Origin of the sequence: Acidovorax sp., from assembly GCF_047607405.1 — a bacterium.
Classification (GTDB): domain Bacteria; phylum Pseudomonadota; class Gammaproteobacteria; order Burkholderiales; family Burkholderiaceae_C; genus Acidovorax.
In genome coordinates, this window is sequence record NZ_JASGDA010000130.1 from 1 (window position 1) to 14,760 (window position 14,760).

The window sequence follows — 14,760 nt, forward strand, 5'->3', positions numbered from 1 at the left end:
GTCGAACGCCGGGCGGCCTTCCGGCGCGGCGGCGGCATCGGCGGGCGCCTCGGGCGGCGGCGCCTGCAGCGCGGGAGCCTGCCCGGGCTGGCAGTGCAGGGTGAGGGCGCGCCACAGCGCCTGCTCGTCGATGGGCTTGGCCACCAGGGCGTTCATGCCTGCGGCCTCGCACTCGGCCACGTCCTCCTGGCTGGTATTGGCCGTCATGGCGATGACGGGCAGTTGCCCGAAGCGCGGGTTCTGCCGCAGCAGGCGCGTGGCGCTGCAGCCGTCCAGCCCGGGCATCATCATGTCCATCAGCACCACGTCGTAGGTGCCGTCGCTGGCCTGCTCCAGCAGCTCGATGGCGTGGCGGCCGTCGTGGGCCTGGTCCACCTGGATGCCCGCGTCCTGCAGCAGCTCGCTCGCCACCAGGCGGTTGAGCTCGTTGTCGTCCACCAGCAGGGCGCGCAGCCCCTGCAGCGCACCGGGCGACGGCGGGTCGGCGGCGTGGAGCAGCGCGGCGGGCAAAACGCCGGGCGCCGCCTCTTGCACCCGCACGCGGAACCAGAAGGTGCTGCCCTGCCCCGGCTGGCTGCGCACGCCCACGCCGCCACCCATCAGGTCCGCCAGGCTGCGCGAGATGGCCAGCCCCAGCCCCGTGCCGCCGAAGCGCCGCGTGATGGACGAGTCGGCCTGCTGGAAGGGCTGAAACAGCGCCTGCATTTGCTCCTCGGTCATGCCGATGCCTTCGTCCTGCACCTCGCCCACCAGGTAACGCTGCCCCGGGGCCTCGCGCTCCAGCCGCAGGCGCAGCACCACGGCGCCGTGGTCGCTGAACTTGATGGCGTTGTTGGCGTAGTTGAGCAGTATCTGGCTGATGCGCAGCGGGTCGCCCAGCAGCACGGGCATGGGGTCCTGGGCCTCCAGGCGCAGGGCCAGGCCCTTCTCGGCGGCCTTGTCCACGAGCATGCTGCGCACGTCGTCCAGCAGCTGCCGGGGCGCGAACGGTATGGACTCGGGCCGCAGGTGCCCGCCCTCGATCTTGGAGAAGTCGAGGATGTTGTTGATGACGCCCAGCAGGTGCTGGCTGGCGCGCAGGATTTTCTCCAGCCGCTCGCGCTGGTCGCTGGCGAGCGGGCGGCGCAGGCTCAGTTGCGTGAGGCCGATGACGGCGTTCAGGGGCGTGCGGATCTCGTGGCTCATGGTCGCCAGGAAGGCGGACTTGGCCCGCGCCACCTGCTCGGCCTGGTCCTTGGCGACTTCGAGGTAGTCGGCGCGCCGCATGTTGTCGCGGAACACCTCCAGCGCCCGCGCCATCTCGCCCACCTCGTCGCCGCGCCCGGTGAACGCGATGGCATGGGCGTAGTCGCGCTCCGTGAGCCAGCCCATGGCGCGCGTCAACTGGTTGATGGGGTGCGCGATCTGCGTCAGCGACAGCCACACCGCGAGGCCCAGCACCACCACCAGCACGATGCCCACGGCCAGCGCGGTGTTGCGCAGCGTCTCGCGCGTGGCGGCGCTGAGTTCCTGCGACGACTGCTGGAAGTGCGCGATGGTCTCGTCGCGCACCGCGTCCATGTTGTGGCGCAGGGCCTGGAGCGTGGGGTCGAAGCGCTGGTGGACGATGTCCAGCGCCCGGTCGCCGCGCCAGCGCGCCGCCGCATCGACGATGCTGGCGGCCAGCGAGAAGAGCTGCTCCTCCTGCCGCCCGATGTCCTGCAGCCGCGCGTGCGCCGCAGGCAGCAGCGGGCGGATGGCGTCGATCTTGCGGCGAAAGTCCTGCTGCTGCCGGTCGAGCTGCGCCTGCGCGGCGCGCATCCGGGCCTCCTCCTGCTCGGTCAGCACCGCAAAGACCAGGCGGCTGGCGTCGCTCAGGTCCAGCAGGGCCGCGCCGACCAGCACGGACGCCTGGGCGTCCTTGTCCAGCAGGGCGCGGTAGTCCCGGTCCACCGCCTGCAGGCGGGCCATCGAATACACCGTGATCGCCGCCGCCAGCGCCCCGAGCAGGGCCACCAGCAGCACGATCTTGCCCGTGAGTTTGAGCTTGCCGAAGAGTGTCATGGGGTCTTGTGGGTGTGCGCTGCGGCAATGGCCCGGCGCAGGCGGCGCGCGGCTTCAGCGTCGCTGGTGCGGCCCATCAGGTGGTCGCGCACCACGTCGTAGATGGCCTGCTTGACCGGCCCGGGGTTGGCGTTGCCCATGGCGATGGAGCCCATCAGCGTGCGGCGCATGTTGGCGCCGCGCATGTCGCTGATGGCGCGCTGCCCGCAGGGGCCAAAGCGCTCGCGCGGCACGTCCACGCGGGCGGGCGCGGCGCCGGTGGCAACGTTCAGCTCGGCCTGCAGGTCCACCTGCATGAGCGTGCGGGCGAAGGCCGCGCGCGTGCGGTCATCGCCCGGCCCGTCCTTGAACAGCATGTACTGGTCGCTGTTGAACAGGAACAGGCCCTGCGTGTCGGGAAAACGCAGGCACTCAAAGTCCTGGCCCGCGACGAGGCCGTGGGAGCGGAACTCGCCCAGCACCCAACTGCCCTGCACCTGCGCCAAGGCTTTGCCCTGGCGCACCAGCGTGGTGGCCTCGTCCCAGCTGCGGCGCGAAAAGCCCGCGTCCAGGTAGCCGCGCAGCACGGACATGCGCGCGAAGATCTTCTCGGGCAAGGGGCCGTCGAGCGCCGCCGGGTCCAGTTCGAGGAAGGCGCGGCGGTAGAACTCCGCCCCGCCCGCCCCGGCCGCGACGGATTCGAACAGCAGCGTGTGCTCCCACGCCTCGCGCCCCATGGCCAGGGGGATGACGCCCGCCTGCTTCGCCCTGTCCAGCATCGCCACCAGGTCGTCCCAGGTGTCGGGCGGCGCGATGTCCAGGCGCGCGAACTGCGCGTGGTTCACCCACAGCCAGTTGGTGGAATGCGCGTTGATCGGCGCGGCCACCCAGTGCCCCTGGTACTTGGACAGGTGCTGGATGCCGTAGGGCACGACCTCGTCCCATTCCTGCTCGCGCGCCACGTCGTCGAGGATGGAGAGCTTGCCCTGGCGCGCCCATTCGTGGATGTCGTAGCCGATCACCTGCGAGGCCATGGGCGGCTTGCCCTGCGCCACCCAGCGCTTGAGCACGTCGCCATAGCGGCTGGTGCCGCTGCCCGCGGCGATGCGCTGGCGCCAGCGCAGGCCCTGGGCCTGCATGTGCTTGCGGATCACGCCAAGGCTGGCGGCCTCGCCTTCGGACACCCACCAGCTCGATATCTCCACCGTGGGCGGCGTCGCTGCCGCATCGGCTGCTGGCGCAGCGGCGGCGCCGCTGGCGGCAGCGAGCCCCACGCACACACCGCAAAGCAAGGGCTTGATCGACCGCTTCATCACAGCAGCACGATGTCGTACTGGTCCTGCACCATGCCGCCCTCGGCCTGGAGCGAGATGGGCTTGCCGATGAAGTCCGACAGCCCCGCCAGGTGCTGGCTTTCCTCGTCCAGAAACAGCTCCACCACCTGCGGCGCGGCCACCACGCGGAACTCGCGGGGGTTGAACTGGCGGGCCTCGCGCAGTATCTCGCGCAGGATGTCGTAGCACACGCTGCGCGCCGTCTTCACCTGCCCCGAGCCCTGGCAGGCTTCGCACGGCTCGCAGAGCATGTGGGCCAGGGATTCGCGGGTGCGCTTGCGGGTCATCTCCACCAGGCCCAGTTGCGAGAAGCCGCCCGCCATGGTTTTCACGCGGTCGCGGGCGAGCTGCTTGCGGAACTCGCTCAGCACGGCGTGCTGGTGGTCCTCGCGCACCATGTCGATGAAATCGACAATGATGATCCCGCCCAGGTTGCGCAGGCGCAGCTGGCGGGCGATGGCCTGGGCGGCTTCGAGGTTGGTCTTGAAGATGGTGTCGTCGAAGTTGCGCGCGCCCACGTAGCCGCCGGTGTTCACGTCGATGGTGGTGAGGGCCTCGGTCTGGTCCACGATGAGGTAGCCGCCCGATTTCAAGTCCACCCGGCGGCCCAGGGCCTTGGCGACTTCCTCGTCGATGGAGTACAGGTCGAAGATGGGGCGCTCGCCCTTGTAGTGCTGCAGCTTGGCGGCTGCGGCGGGCATGAACTCCTGACCAAAGGCGCGCAGGCGCTGGAACTGCTCCAGCGAGTCGATGCGAATGGCCTGCGTGCCTTCGCCCACCAGGTCGCGCAGCACGCGCTGGAGCAAGTCCAGGTCCTGGTGCAGCAGCGACGTGGCGGGCAGGCGCAGCGAGGCTTCCTTGATGCGCGCCCAGGTCTTGCGCAGGTAGGCGATGTCCTCGGCCAGCTCGGCGTCCGTCGATTCCTCGGCGTTGGTGCGCAAGATGAAGCCGCCCCCGCCGCCGCTGGCCTTGTCGCCCACCAGGGCCTGCAGGCGGGCGCGCAGCGCGTCGCGCTCGGCGCCGGGGATTTTTTGCGACACGCCCACGTGGTCGTCCTGCGGCAGAAAGACGAGCAGTCGCCCGGCCACGCTGATCTGCGTGGACAGGCGCGCGCCCTTGGTGCCGATGGGGTCCTTGATGACCTGCACCATGAGCGACTGGCCCTCGAACACCTGCTTCTCGATGGGCACGGGCGGCTCGCCGTTCTTGCGGGCGAAGGCGGGCGGCTCGCCGTTGTCCTGGCGGTGCCACACGTCGGCCACGTGCAGGAAGGCGGCGCGCTCCAGGCCGATGTCGATGAAGGCCGACTGCATGCCGGGCAGCACGCGCGAGACCTTGCCCAGATAGACGTTGCCCACCAGGCCGCGCTCCAGCGTGCGCTCGATGTGCAGCTCCTGCACGGCGCCGTGCTCGACCACGGCCACGCGGGTTTCCTGGGGCGACCAGTTGATGAGGATGTCTTGTTGCATGTTTTTGTGATTTTTCAGACGGAGAACCCTGCCGCGCGCAGCAGTTGCGCGGTCTCGTACATCGGCAGGCCCATGATGCCTGAATAGCTGCCCGCCAGGTGCTGCACGTAGGCTGCCGCCCGGCCCTGGATGCCGTAGGCACCCGCCTTGCCCATGGGTTCGCCGGTGGCGACGTAGGCGGCTATCTGCGCGGCCGTCATGGTGGCGAAGGTGACGCGGGATGTGGACAGGGCCGTCAGGCGCTTGGCACCCACTTGCAGCGCGACGGCAGTCAGCACGCGGTGCTCGTGGCCCGCCAGTTCGGCCAGCATGCGGGCGGCGTGATCGGCGTCGTCTGGCTTGCCGTAGATCGTGCTGCCCAATGCCACGGTGGTGTCGGAGCACAGGATGGGCGCATCGGGCAGCCCGCGCGCTGCACGGCGCGCCACGGCGGCGTCGAGCTTGAGGGCGGTGACGCGCTCCACGTAGGCGGTGGGTGCCTCGCGCGGCAGCACGGCCTCGATGGCCTCTGCGTCTTCATCCGCGCCGGGCAGCAGCAGTTCGTGCGGCACGCCCAGTTGCTCCAGCAGTTGGCGGCGGCGCGGGCTTTGGGATGCGAGGTAGATGAAATTCATGGTCAAATCGGCCTCTAGCGCACGCCAGTCAATCGCTGGCAGCTATGAAAATATGAGTATTCTTATTCGCGATGGTACGGATGCCCCGCATTCACCGACCACGCGCGGTACAGCTGCTCGATGAGCAGCACGCGCACCATGGCGTGCGGCAGGGTCAGGTCGGACAGGCGGATGCGCTCGTGCGCGGCCTGGCGAAAGGCCGGGTCCAGACCGTCCGGGCCGCCGATGACCAGGGCCACGTCATCGCCGCTCAACTGCCAGTCTTTCAGGCGTTGGGCCAGCGCCTTGGTGGTCAGGCTGGTGCCGCGCTCGTCCAGCGCGACGGTGCGCGTGCCGCGCGGGATGGCCGCCTCGATGCGCTCGCGTTCGGCGGCGTACAGGGTTTCGAGCGTCTTGGAGCCGCGCGGCTCGGTCTTGACGGCTTTCAGCTCGACCTTCAGCTCGGGCGGGAAGCGCTTGGCGTAGTCGTCGTAGGCGGCCTGCGCCCAGTCGGGCACGCGTTGACCCACGGCGACGATGAGCAGTTTCACGGGGCCTTCTTGCGGGCAGGGGCCTTCTTGGCAGCGGCGGCGGGTTTCTTGGCTGCCGTCTTCCTGGCTGCGGGCTTGACGACGACGGTTTTCACCGCCGCCTTCTTGGCGGGCGCTTTCTTGGCCGGGGCGGCCTTCTTGGCGGCTGCGGGCTTGGCCTCGGCAGCAGCGGCCTTGGGCTTGCCAGGCTTGCGGGCGGGCACTTCGGCGGTCTTGGCCGCAGCCTTCTTCGCGGGGGCCTTCTTGGCGGCGGCAGCGGCTGGCTTGGCCGCGCCGAGCTTCAGGCGCACGGGCGTTTCGCCCCACAGTTCTTCCAGCCGGTAGTACTGGCGGATGGCGGGCTGCATGATGTGTACGACAGCGGGGCCGCAGTCCACGATGATCCATTCGCCGTTGTCCTCGCCCTCGATGCGGGGCTTGGCAAAGCCTGCTTCCTTCACGGCGTCGCGCACGCTGGCGGCCAGGGCCTTGGTCTGGCGGTTGGACGTGCCGGACGCGACAATGACGCGCTCGAACAGCGGCGAGAGGCGCTCGGTGTTGAAGACCTGGATGTCTTGCGCCTTCACGTCCTCCAGGCCATCGACGATGGCGCGCTGGAGTTTGGTCACGTCTTTCTTGGCGGCGGTTTCCGTTTGGGGGGATGTGGTCATCAGGTCTTTCCTGGGTTAGAAGTGTTTTTGGCCTCTGGCGCTTATGGTACGGGCACTGGTAGCTATCATAATCATAGCCAGTCGCGCCGCACCAGGAAGCGCTGCGTGAGCGCCGCCTCGTCGGAGTCTGCCGCGTCGCTGCGCTGGTACGACCATGCGGCCAGCGGCGGCATGGACAGCAAAATGGATTCGGTGCGCCCGCCCGACTGCAGGCCGAAGTGCGTGCCGCGGTCCCACACCAGGTTGAATTCGACATAGCGGCCCCTGCGGTAAAGCTGGAAGCCGCGCTCGCGCTCGCCCCAGAGCATGCCCTGGCGCTTTTCCACGATGGGCAGGTAGGCGGCCAGGAAAGCGTCGCCCACCGATTGCGTCATGGCGCGGCTTTGGTCGGGGCCGAGTTCAGAGAAGTCGTCGAAGAACACGCCGCCAATGCCGCGCTGCTCATCGCGGTGCTTCAGATAGAAGTATTCGTCGCACCACTGCTTGAAGCGCGGGTACTTGTCGTCGCCGAAGGGTGCCAGCGCGTCGCGGCAGGTGCGGTGAAAGTGCGTGGCGTCTTCTTCAAAACCGTAGTACGGCGTCAGGTCCATGCCGCCGCCGAACCACGCCGCGCCGCCTGCCGAGATCATGCGCACGTTCATGTGGACGGTGGGCACGTAGGGGTTGCGCGGGTGAAAGACCAGCGACACGCCCATGGCCTCGAACGGCGCGCCCGCCAGTTCGGGCCGGTGCTGCGTGGCCGAGGGCGGCAGCTGCGGGCCGCGCACGTGGCTGAAGCCGCAGCCCGCGCGCTCGAACACGCGACCGCCTTCCAGGATCTTGGTCAGGCCGTCGCCCTGCAGCTTTTCGCCTGCGGGCTTTTGCCAGGTGTCCGCAAGGAAACGGGCGCCGCCCTCGCCTTCCACGGCTTCCAGCGCGCCGGTGATGCGGGCCTGCAAGTCCAGCAGGTAGTTGCGGAAGGTCGTCACTTCACCGCCCGATGGCCGATGTCGCGGCGGTATTGTGCGCCGTCGAAGTGGATGGCCTTGGCGACTTCGTACACCTTTTGCTGGGCCAGCTTCACGGTGTCCGCCAGCGCGGTCACGCACAGCACGCGCCCGCCGGACACCTGCAACTGACCGTCCTTCAACACCGTGCCCGCGTGGAAGACCACGGCGTGATCCAGGGCTTCGTCGTTGACGACGCCGAGCGGAATGCCCGTGATGGCATCACCCTTGCGCGGGTTCTCCGGGTAGCCGTGGGCCGCCATGACCACGCCCAGCGCGATGCGGCGATCCCATTGCAGCTCGATCTGGTCGAGCTTGCCATCGACTGCGGCGTTCATCACGTCCACCAGGTCGCTTTTCAGGCGCATCAAAATCGGCTGCGTCTCGGGGTCGCCCATGCGGCAGTTGAATTCGAGCGTCTTGGGGTGGCCGGTGGCGTCGATCATCAGGCCCGCGTACAGGAAGCCGGTGTAGGGAATGCCGTCCTTTTCCATGCCCCGGATGGTGGGCAGGATGATTTCGCGCATGGCGCGGGCGTGTACGTCTGCCGTGACGACCGGCGCGGGCGAGTACGCGCCCATGCCGCCGGTGTTGGGGCCTTCGTCGCCGTCCTTCAGGCGCTTGTGATCCTGGCTGGTGGCCAGGGCGACGACGTTCTTGCCGTCGCACAGCACGATGAAGGATGCTTCCTCGCCTTCCAGGAATTGCTCGATGACGACGCGTGCGCCACCCTCGTTGTGCTGCACGCCGTATTTGTTGTCCACCAGCATGAAGTCCACCGCGTCGTGGGCCTCCTGCAGCGTCATCGCCACCACGACGCCCTTGCCCGCCGCCAGGCCGTCGGCCTTGATGACGATGGGCGCGCCCAGGCGGTCCACGAAGGCGTGGGCTGCTGCCGGGTCGGTGAAGGTGTCGTAGTCCGCCGTGGGGATGCCGTGGCGGCGCATGAAGGCTTTGCTGAACGCCTTGGAGCTTTCGAGCTGCGCGGCGGCCTTGGTCGGGCCGAAGATCTTGAGGCCGTGCGCGCGGAACTCGTCCACCACGCCCGCCGCCAGCGGGGCCTCGGGGCCGACCACGGTCAGGCCGATCTTTTGCTCTTGCGCCCAGGCGCGCAGCGCCTGCACGTCGCTGATGCTGACGTTCTCCAGCTTGGGGTTCAGCGCCGTACCGCCGTTGCCGGGGGCCACATAGACCTTGGTGACCTTGGGGGACTGGCTGAGCTTCCAGGCCATGGCGTGTTCACGGCCGCCGCCGCCGATGACGAGTACCTTCATAGCGCTGCGTTGTGATAGACCTCTTGCACGTCGTCCAGGTCTTCCAGCACGTCCAGCAGCTTCTGCATGCGCTCGGCGTCTTCGCCGGACAGGTCGATGGTCACGTCAGGGCGCATGGTCACGTCGGCGGCGTCGGGTGTCAGGCCAGCGGCTTGCAGCGCGTTCTTCACGGCCTCGAAGTCCGCCGGGGCGGTCAGCACCTCGATGGCGCCGTCGTCGCCGGTAACAACGTCCTCGGCCCCGGCGTCCAGCGCCACTTCCATCACCTTGTCCTCGCTGGTGCCGGGTGCAAAGATCAATTGGCCCACGTTCTTGAACTGGAACGCCACCGAGCCTTCCGTCCCCATGCTGCCGCCATGCTTGCTGAAGGCGTGGCGCACCTCGGCCACGGTGCGCACGCGGTTGTCGGTCATGGTGTCGATCATGATGGCCGCGCCGCCGAAGCCGTAGCCTTCGTAGCGGATTTCCTCGTAGGTCAGGCCCTCGGCGTTGCCCGTGGCCTTGTCGATGTTGTACTTGATGCGGTCGGCGGGCATGTTGGCCGCCTTGGCCTTGTCCACCGCCAGGCGCAGGCGCGGGTTGGCCGACAGGTCGCCGCCGCCCGAGCGGGCCGCCACGGTGATTTCTCGGATGATGCGGGTCCAGATCTTGCCGCGTTTCTCATCCTGCCGCCCCTTGCGGTGCTGGATGTTCGCCCATTTGCTGTGTCCTGCCACGGGAGTCCTTTGTATTGATTTAATAATCGCAGGGCGCGATTTTACTTTTTGCTTCCACCCGCACCCCGAGGAAAACCCAAATGGCCGAACCCCTGCTGATCGCCAAGCACGCCACCACCGAATGCCACCTGCTGCCCGGCCTGGCCAACCGCCACGGGCTCATCACCGGGGCCACGGGCACGGGCAAGACCGTGACCTTGCAGACCCTGGCCGAGCAGTTCTCGCGCATCGGCGTGCCCGTCTTCATGGCCGACGTGAAGGGCGACCTGAGCGGCATCTGCCAGAGCGGCAGCATCGGCGGCAAACTGGCCGCCACGCTGAAGGAGCGGGGGCTGGAACTGCCCGCGCCCACCGCCTGCCCCGCCACGCTGTGGGACGTGTTCGGCGAGCAGGGCCACCCCGTGCGCGCCACCATCTCCGACATGGGGCCGCTGCTGCTGGGCCGCATGCTGGGGCTGAACGAGACGCAGCTGGGCGTGCTCAACATCGTCTTCAAGATCGCGGACGACAACGGCCTGCTGCTGCTCGATCTGAAAGACCTGCGCACCATGCTCGCCTACGTGGGCGACAACGCCCGGCAGTTCACCACCGAATACGGCAACGTCAGCGCCGCCAGCGTGGGGGCCATCCAGCGCGGGCTCTTGCAGATCGAGCAGCAAGGCGGCGACCAGTTCTTTGGCGAGCCCATGCTCGACATCAACGACTTCATGCAGACGGTGGACGGCAAGGGGGTGGTCAACGTCCTCGCGGCGGACAAGCTCATGAACTCGCCGCGCCTGTATGCCACCTTTTTGCTGTGGATGCTGTCGGAGCTGTTCGAGCAATTGCCCGAGATCGGCGACCCCGAGAAGCCCAAGCTGGTTTTCTTCTTCGACGAGGCGCATCTGCTGTTCAACGAAGCGCCCAAGGTGCTCATCGAGCGCATCGAACTCGTGGTGCGCCTGGTGCGCTCCAAGGGCGTGGGCGTGTATTTCGTCACGCAGAACCCGCTGGACATTCCCGACAGCGTGCTCGCCCAGCTCGGCAACCGCGTGCAGCACGCGCTGCGCGCCTTCACCCCGCGCGACCAGAAGGCCGTGAAGGCCACGGCCACCACCATGCGGCAAAAGCCGGGCCTGGACATCGAGGCCGCCATCACCGAACTGGCGGTGGGCGAGGCCCTCGTGAGCTTCCTGGACGAGAAAGGCCGCCCCAGCGTGACCGAGCGCGTCTATGTGCTGCCGCCCGGCAGCCAGCTCGGCCCCATCACGCCGCAGCAGCGCCAGGCCATCATGGCGAACTCGCTGGTGGCGGGCGTGTACGAAAAGATGGTGGACCGCGAATCGGCCTACGAAAAGCTCAAGGGCCGCACCGAAAGCGCCCCCGACGCGCCGCCCGCCGCGGCCCCCGGCAAGGAATCTGCCGCCAAGGACGGCGAAGGCGGCACTTTCCTGAACGACCTGCTCTTTGGCACCACCGGCCCGCGCGGCGGCCGCAGGGACGGCCTGGTGCAGACCATGGCGAAATCGGCCGTGCGCACCGTGGGCACCAACGTGGGCCGCGAGATTCTGCGCGGCGTGCTGGGCGGCATCTTCGGGAGCAAGAAAAGATAAGCCAAATTGACCTCTTGCGCTTATGCAGCAAGCGCAAGCAGCTATCATTAAAGTAGCATTTCTAGCGCGGCAAATTGTCCAGCGCCTCCAGGTATTCGTCCCAGATCGCCTGCACCGTCTCGGCCTGCAGTTGGTCCTTGGGCGCCTTGAGCGGGTCGCGCCCAGGGCGTTGCGAAAGCTCCTGCTTCAAGCGGATGAAGTCCAGCGGGTGCAAGGTGCGCATCACGGCCATTTCGCCGGTGGCGGACACCACCATCTGCTCGAACTTGCGGCCCGACGCCATGCGCTGCCTCTGGTCGGCCTGCACGGCCCAGAAGTCGTCCTCGCCGTCCGTGACAACGCGGCGGATCACGTCCACCTCGAAGCCGCTGTCGTTCACGGCGGTCTGCAACTGGTCGCGGCGCACGCGAAAGCTCGGGTCTGCGCGGCGCAGCACGTTGATGAACGAGCGCGCATCCGACTGTTTGATCCGCGTGGTAAAGGCCCGCAGCTTGTCCACGTCGAACAGCACGTCGAGGTCCTGCGTCGCCAGCGCACCGGACTCCACGCGCACGCCCGCCGCCGTCTCGTAGGCATACAGCGCATGCGTGCCGACGACGAGGAACTGGCCGGCCAACCCCGCCTCATCAATCGCATGGAGGCAGCGCACCACGATGGTCGGCACCCGCCCCACGCGGTAGGCCCGGTTGAGCCTGCGCATTTCGTCCATGCGCTCACGCATCGCCTTCAGGCGCGCTTGCGCCTGTTCCTTGCGGCGGTGAAATGCGCCGTACATTTCCGTGGTGCGCCCGTCCTCGGGGCCCAGCGATTTCTCGGCGCCCGCGGGGCTGACCCGCACGAGGTAGCGCTTGCCCGCCGTGGTCTTCCAGCGCATCGAGCCGCGCACTTCCTGGGCGGCCTGGCGGGCATCCGCCCAGTTGCGCAGGACGGCCTGGGCATCGCTCAACTGGCGAAGCTGGGTCTCGGCCAGTTCAATGAAACGGTGAAACGGCGGTTTTCCGGGTTTTTCATAGTTTTTTTAATTTACTAGGAAATACCAATAAATTCAACAAGTTAATTGCCAATTCAACCACCATACAAAACCATGAACGACACCCTCACCTGCTTCACCCTCACCACCGTCGGCCACGTCGCCCACCTCGTCCTCAACCGCCCCGAGGCCATGAACACCATGCACCCCACGTTCTGGCGCGAGCTGGACGGCGTGCTGGCCCATCTGCACCAGGCGGGCGAGGCGCGGGCGCTGGTCATCAGCAGCACGGGCAAGCACTTCAGCGCGGGCATGGCGCTGGAGACGTTTGGCGGCGCGGTCTCGCTGGACGACCGCAGCCCCGAGGGCCGCGCCGCCGTGTTCGACCTGCTGACCGACATGCAGTCCACCTTCACCCGCATCGAGAGCCTGCGCATCCCCGTCATCGCGGCCATCCAGGGCGGCTGCATCGGCGGTGCGGTGGACATGGTGACGGCGGCGTGCATCCGCTACGCCACGGCGGACGCCTTTTTCTGCATCCAGGAGATCAACATCGGCATGGTGGCCGACGTGGGCACGCTGCAGCGCCTGCCCAAGCTGATCCCGCTGGGCGTGGTCAAGGAGCTGGCGTACACGGGCCGCCGCCTGGGCGCCGCGAAGGCGCGGGACTACGGCCTGGTCAACGAAGTCTTCGACACGCAGGACGCGATGCTGGCCGCCGCGCTGCAGTGCGCAGAGGAGATCGCCGCCAAGCCGCCTGTCGCCATCTGGGGCACCAAGCAAGCAGTGAACTACGCGCGCGACCATTCGGTGGAAGACAGCCTGCGCCAGATGGGCTGGCTGCAGGGCGCGATCTGGAGCAACCGGCACGTGATGGAAGCCGTCACGGCCATGAAGCAAAAGCGCGCGGGCGACTTCCCGGCCCTGGCGCCGCTCACGCGCTTCAGCGACGGTTGACTATCAAAACAATAGCTGACAGTGCTTGATGGATAAGCGCTAGAGGCCAATTTGGCTATCATTCAGCCTGTACCGCGACCACCCGGATTCACCATGCCCCTGCGCCCTGCCGAATCGTTCCTGCGCCGCGTGCGCGGCCAGTTGGAAGCCCTGTCGGCGGCCGAGCGCAAGCTGGCCGACCTGCTGCTGGACTTTCCTGGCGAGCTGGCCAGCTACAACGCCAGCGAGCTGGCCGCGCTGGCGGGCGTGTCCAACGCCACCGTCACGCGGCTGATCCAGCGGCTGGGCTACAGCCACTACGAGGACGCGCGGCGCCAGGCCCGCGAGGAGCGGCAGTCCGGCTCGCCGCTGTTCCAGGGCGCCACCAGCGCAGCGCCCGCCACCGGGCCGCTGGCCGCGCACCTGCAGCAGTCGCGCCGCAACCTGGAGCAGACCTTTGGCGAGCTGACCGAGGCGCAGCTCGCCGCCATCGTCCAGGCGCTGATCGACGCGCCGCAGGTGCTCATCTTCGGCAGCCGCAGCAGCCACGCCTTCGCGGCCTACCTGCGCTGGCAGATCATTCAGGTGCGCCCGCGCGTGCTGGCGCTGCCCGGGCCGGGCGAGACGCTGGGCGAATACCTGGCGCAACTGGCGCCGCAGGACTGCGTGGTGGTCTTCGGCGTGCGGCGCCAGACGGGGCAGATGGACGCATTGCTGCAGGCCGCCCTGCGCGCGCGCGCCCGCGTGCTCTACATCGGCGACCACGCATCGCCCGGCTGCGCGGCGGCCACCTGGTCGGTGCAATGCCACTGCGCAGGCCCCGGCCCGCTGGACAACCACGTCGCAGTGATGGCGCTGTGCGACCTGCTGGCCACCCAGGTCGTCACCGCCGCCGGGCCCGCCGCCCGCAAGCGGCTGGCCGCCATCGAAGTGCTGCACGACGAACTGGGCGAGCTGTAGCGCCACCGCCGCCGCCTGCACCGCGACAAGGCGCGGCGGCACCAAAAGCAGCCAGATAGAAAATTATTTTTCACTCATCTGGCGCAGAAACTCCTGCTTCCCGGGCTTTTTGCCATTCAGCGCAGTGGCACGGCATTTGCTAACAGGCAGAATCAGAAAATTAATTTTCAATTTTCTACTGCCATGCCCAAGCTCCTGCTCATCAACCCCAACACTTCCCGCGCCACCACGGAGATGATGGCCGAGGTCATTCGCTCGCACATGGCGGGCGGCGTGACCGTGCAGGGGGTGACGGCGCGCAGCGGCGTACCCCTGATCTCGACCCCCGCCGAACTCGCGGCCAGCGCGGCGCAGGTGCTGGCGCTGTGCGACGCGGCGGGCCCCGGCTGGGCAGGCATCGTCGTCGGCTGCTTCGGCGACCCGGGCGTGGCGGCGCTGCGCGCGCGCACACGCATCCCCGTGGTCGGCATCTGCGAGGCGGCGCTCACCGAGGCCGCCGAGGCGGGCCGGCGCTTCGGCATCGCCACCACCACGCCCGACCTCGCGGACGCGATAGCTGCCCACGCGGCGCAACTCGGCCTGGGCGCGCAATACACCGGCCTGCGCGCCACGGCGGGCGACCCGCGCGCATGGTCCGCGCAGCCCGCCCTGCTGGAACAGGCGCTGGCCCGCGCCGCCGCCGACTGCGTGGCGCTGGACGGCGCGCA

At 68.3% G+C, this 14,760-nt stretch carries 14 protein-coding genes; 4 read left to right on the forward strand and 10 right to left on the reverse strand.

Annotation, left to right across the window (positions count from 1 at the left end; genetic code table 11):
- From QM569_RS15530 to QM569_RS15570, 9 genes are all read right to left on the reverse strand, one after another.
- Positions 1–2,043, reverse strand: a 2,043-nt coding sequence (locus tag QM569_RS15530) for an ATP-binding protein (RefSeq protein ID WP_414988143.1), incomplete at its 3' end; no start/stop codon positions are given.
- A complete protein-coding gene (locus QM569_RS15535; RefSeq protein WP_414988144.1) occupies positions 2,040–3,335 on the reverse strand; it encodes an ABC transporter substrate-binding protein in 1,296 nt (431 codons plus the stop codon). The genes QM569_RS15530 and QM569_RS15535, both read right to left, overlap by 4 nt.
- The gene (gene rng / locus QM569_RS15540) at positions 3,335–4,825 is read right to left on the reverse strand and encodes a ribonuclease G (protein ID WP_414988145.1); all 1,491 of its coding nucleotides are present in this window, start codon (positions 4,823–4,825) and stop codon (positions 3,335–3,337) included. Before rng ends, QM569_RS15535 begins: the two co-directional genes overlap by 1 nt.
- A gap of 14 nt (positions 4,826–4,839) precedes the next feature.
- Complete coding sequence (locus tag QM569_RS15545; protein ID WP_414988146.1) at positions 4,840–5,439, reverse strand: Maf family protein; 600 nt, start codon at positions 5,437–5,439, stop codon at positions 4,840–4,842.
- A 62-nt stretch (positions 5,440–5,501) separates the two neighbouring features.
- Positions 5,502–5,969 (reverse strand): 23S rRNA (pseudouridine(1915)-N(3))-methyltransferase RlmH, encoded by a 468-nt coding sequence (gene rlmH / locus QM569_RS15550; RefSeq protein ID WP_414988147.1) that lies wholly within the window; start codon positions 5,967–5,969, stop codon positions 5,502–5,504.
- Positions 5,966–6,619: a ribosome silencing factor gene (gene rsfS, locus QM569_RS15555; protein ID WP_414988148.1), complete on the reverse strand. Its 654-nt coding sequence runs from the start codon at positions 6,617–6,619 to the stop codon at positions 5,966–5,968. The genes rlmH and rsfS overlap by 4 nt, the downstream gene beginning before the upstream one ends.
- A gap of 71 nt (positions 6,620–6,690) precedes the next feature.
- On the reverse strand, positions 6,691–7,587 hold the full coding sequence (hemF, locus tag QM569_RS15560; protein ID WP_414988149.1) for an oxygen-dependent coproporphyrinogen oxidase: 897 nt from the start codon (positions 7,585–7,587) through the stop codon (positions 6,691–6,693).
- A complete protein-coding gene (gene purD, locus QM569_RS15565; RefSeq protein ID WP_414988150.1) occupies positions 7,584–8,879 on the reverse strand; it encodes a phosphoribosylamine--glycine ligase in 1,296 nt (431 codons plus the stop codon). Before purD ends, hemF begins: the two co-directional genes overlap by 4 nt.
- Positions 8,876–9,595: a YebC/PmpR family DNA-binding transcriptional regulator gene (locus QM569_RS15570; RefSeq protein WP_414988151.1), complete on the reverse strand. Its 720-nt coding sequence runs from the start codon at positions 9,593–9,595 to the stop codon at positions 8,876–8,878. The genes purD and QM569_RS15570 overlap by 4 nt, the downstream gene beginning before the upstream one ends.
- A gap of 80 nt (positions 9,596–9,675) precedes the next feature.
- On the opposite strand from QM569_RS15570, the gene QM569_RS15575 reads away from it, so the two are divergent.
- Positions 9,676–11,187: a helicase HerA-like domain-containing protein gene (locus QM569_RS15575; RefSeq protein WP_414988152.1), complete on the forward strand. Its 1,512-nt coding sequence runs from the start codon at positions 9,676–9,678 to the stop codon at positions 11,185–11,187.
- Positions 11,188–11,248: 61 nt separating this feature from the next.
- Here QM569_RS15575 and QM569_RS15580 read toward each other — a convergent pair whose 3' ends face one another.
- Complete coding sequence (locus QM569_RS15580) at positions 11,249–12,133, reverse strand: GSU2403 family nucleotidyltransferase fold protein (RefSeq protein ID WP_414988153.1); 885 nt, start codon at positions 12,131–12,133, stop codon at positions 11,249–11,251.
- Between the two features lie 138 nt (positions 12,134–12,271).
- Between QM569_RS15580 and QM569_RS15585 the strand changes: the two genes are divergently transcribed.
- From QM569_RS15585 to QM569_RS15595, 3 genes are all read left to right on the forward strand, one after another.
- Entirely contained in the window at positions 12,272–13,114 is an 843-nt protein-coding gene (locus tag QM569_RS15585) for an enoyl-CoA hydratase-related protein (protein ID WP_414988154.1), read from the forward strand.
- A 93-nt stretch (positions 13,115–13,207) separates the two neighbouring features.
- Positions 13,208–14,053 (forward strand): MurR/RpiR family transcriptional regulator, encoded by an 846-nt coding sequence (locus QM569_RS15590; protein WP_414988155.1) that lies wholly within the window; start codon positions 13,208–13,210, stop codon positions 14,051–14,053.
- A 183-nt stretch (positions 14,054–14,236) separates the two neighbouring features.
- On the forward strand, positions 14,237–14,760 hold a 524-nt coding region (locus tag QM569_RS15595; protein WP_414988156.1), incomplete at its 3' end, for an aspartate/glutamate racemase family protein.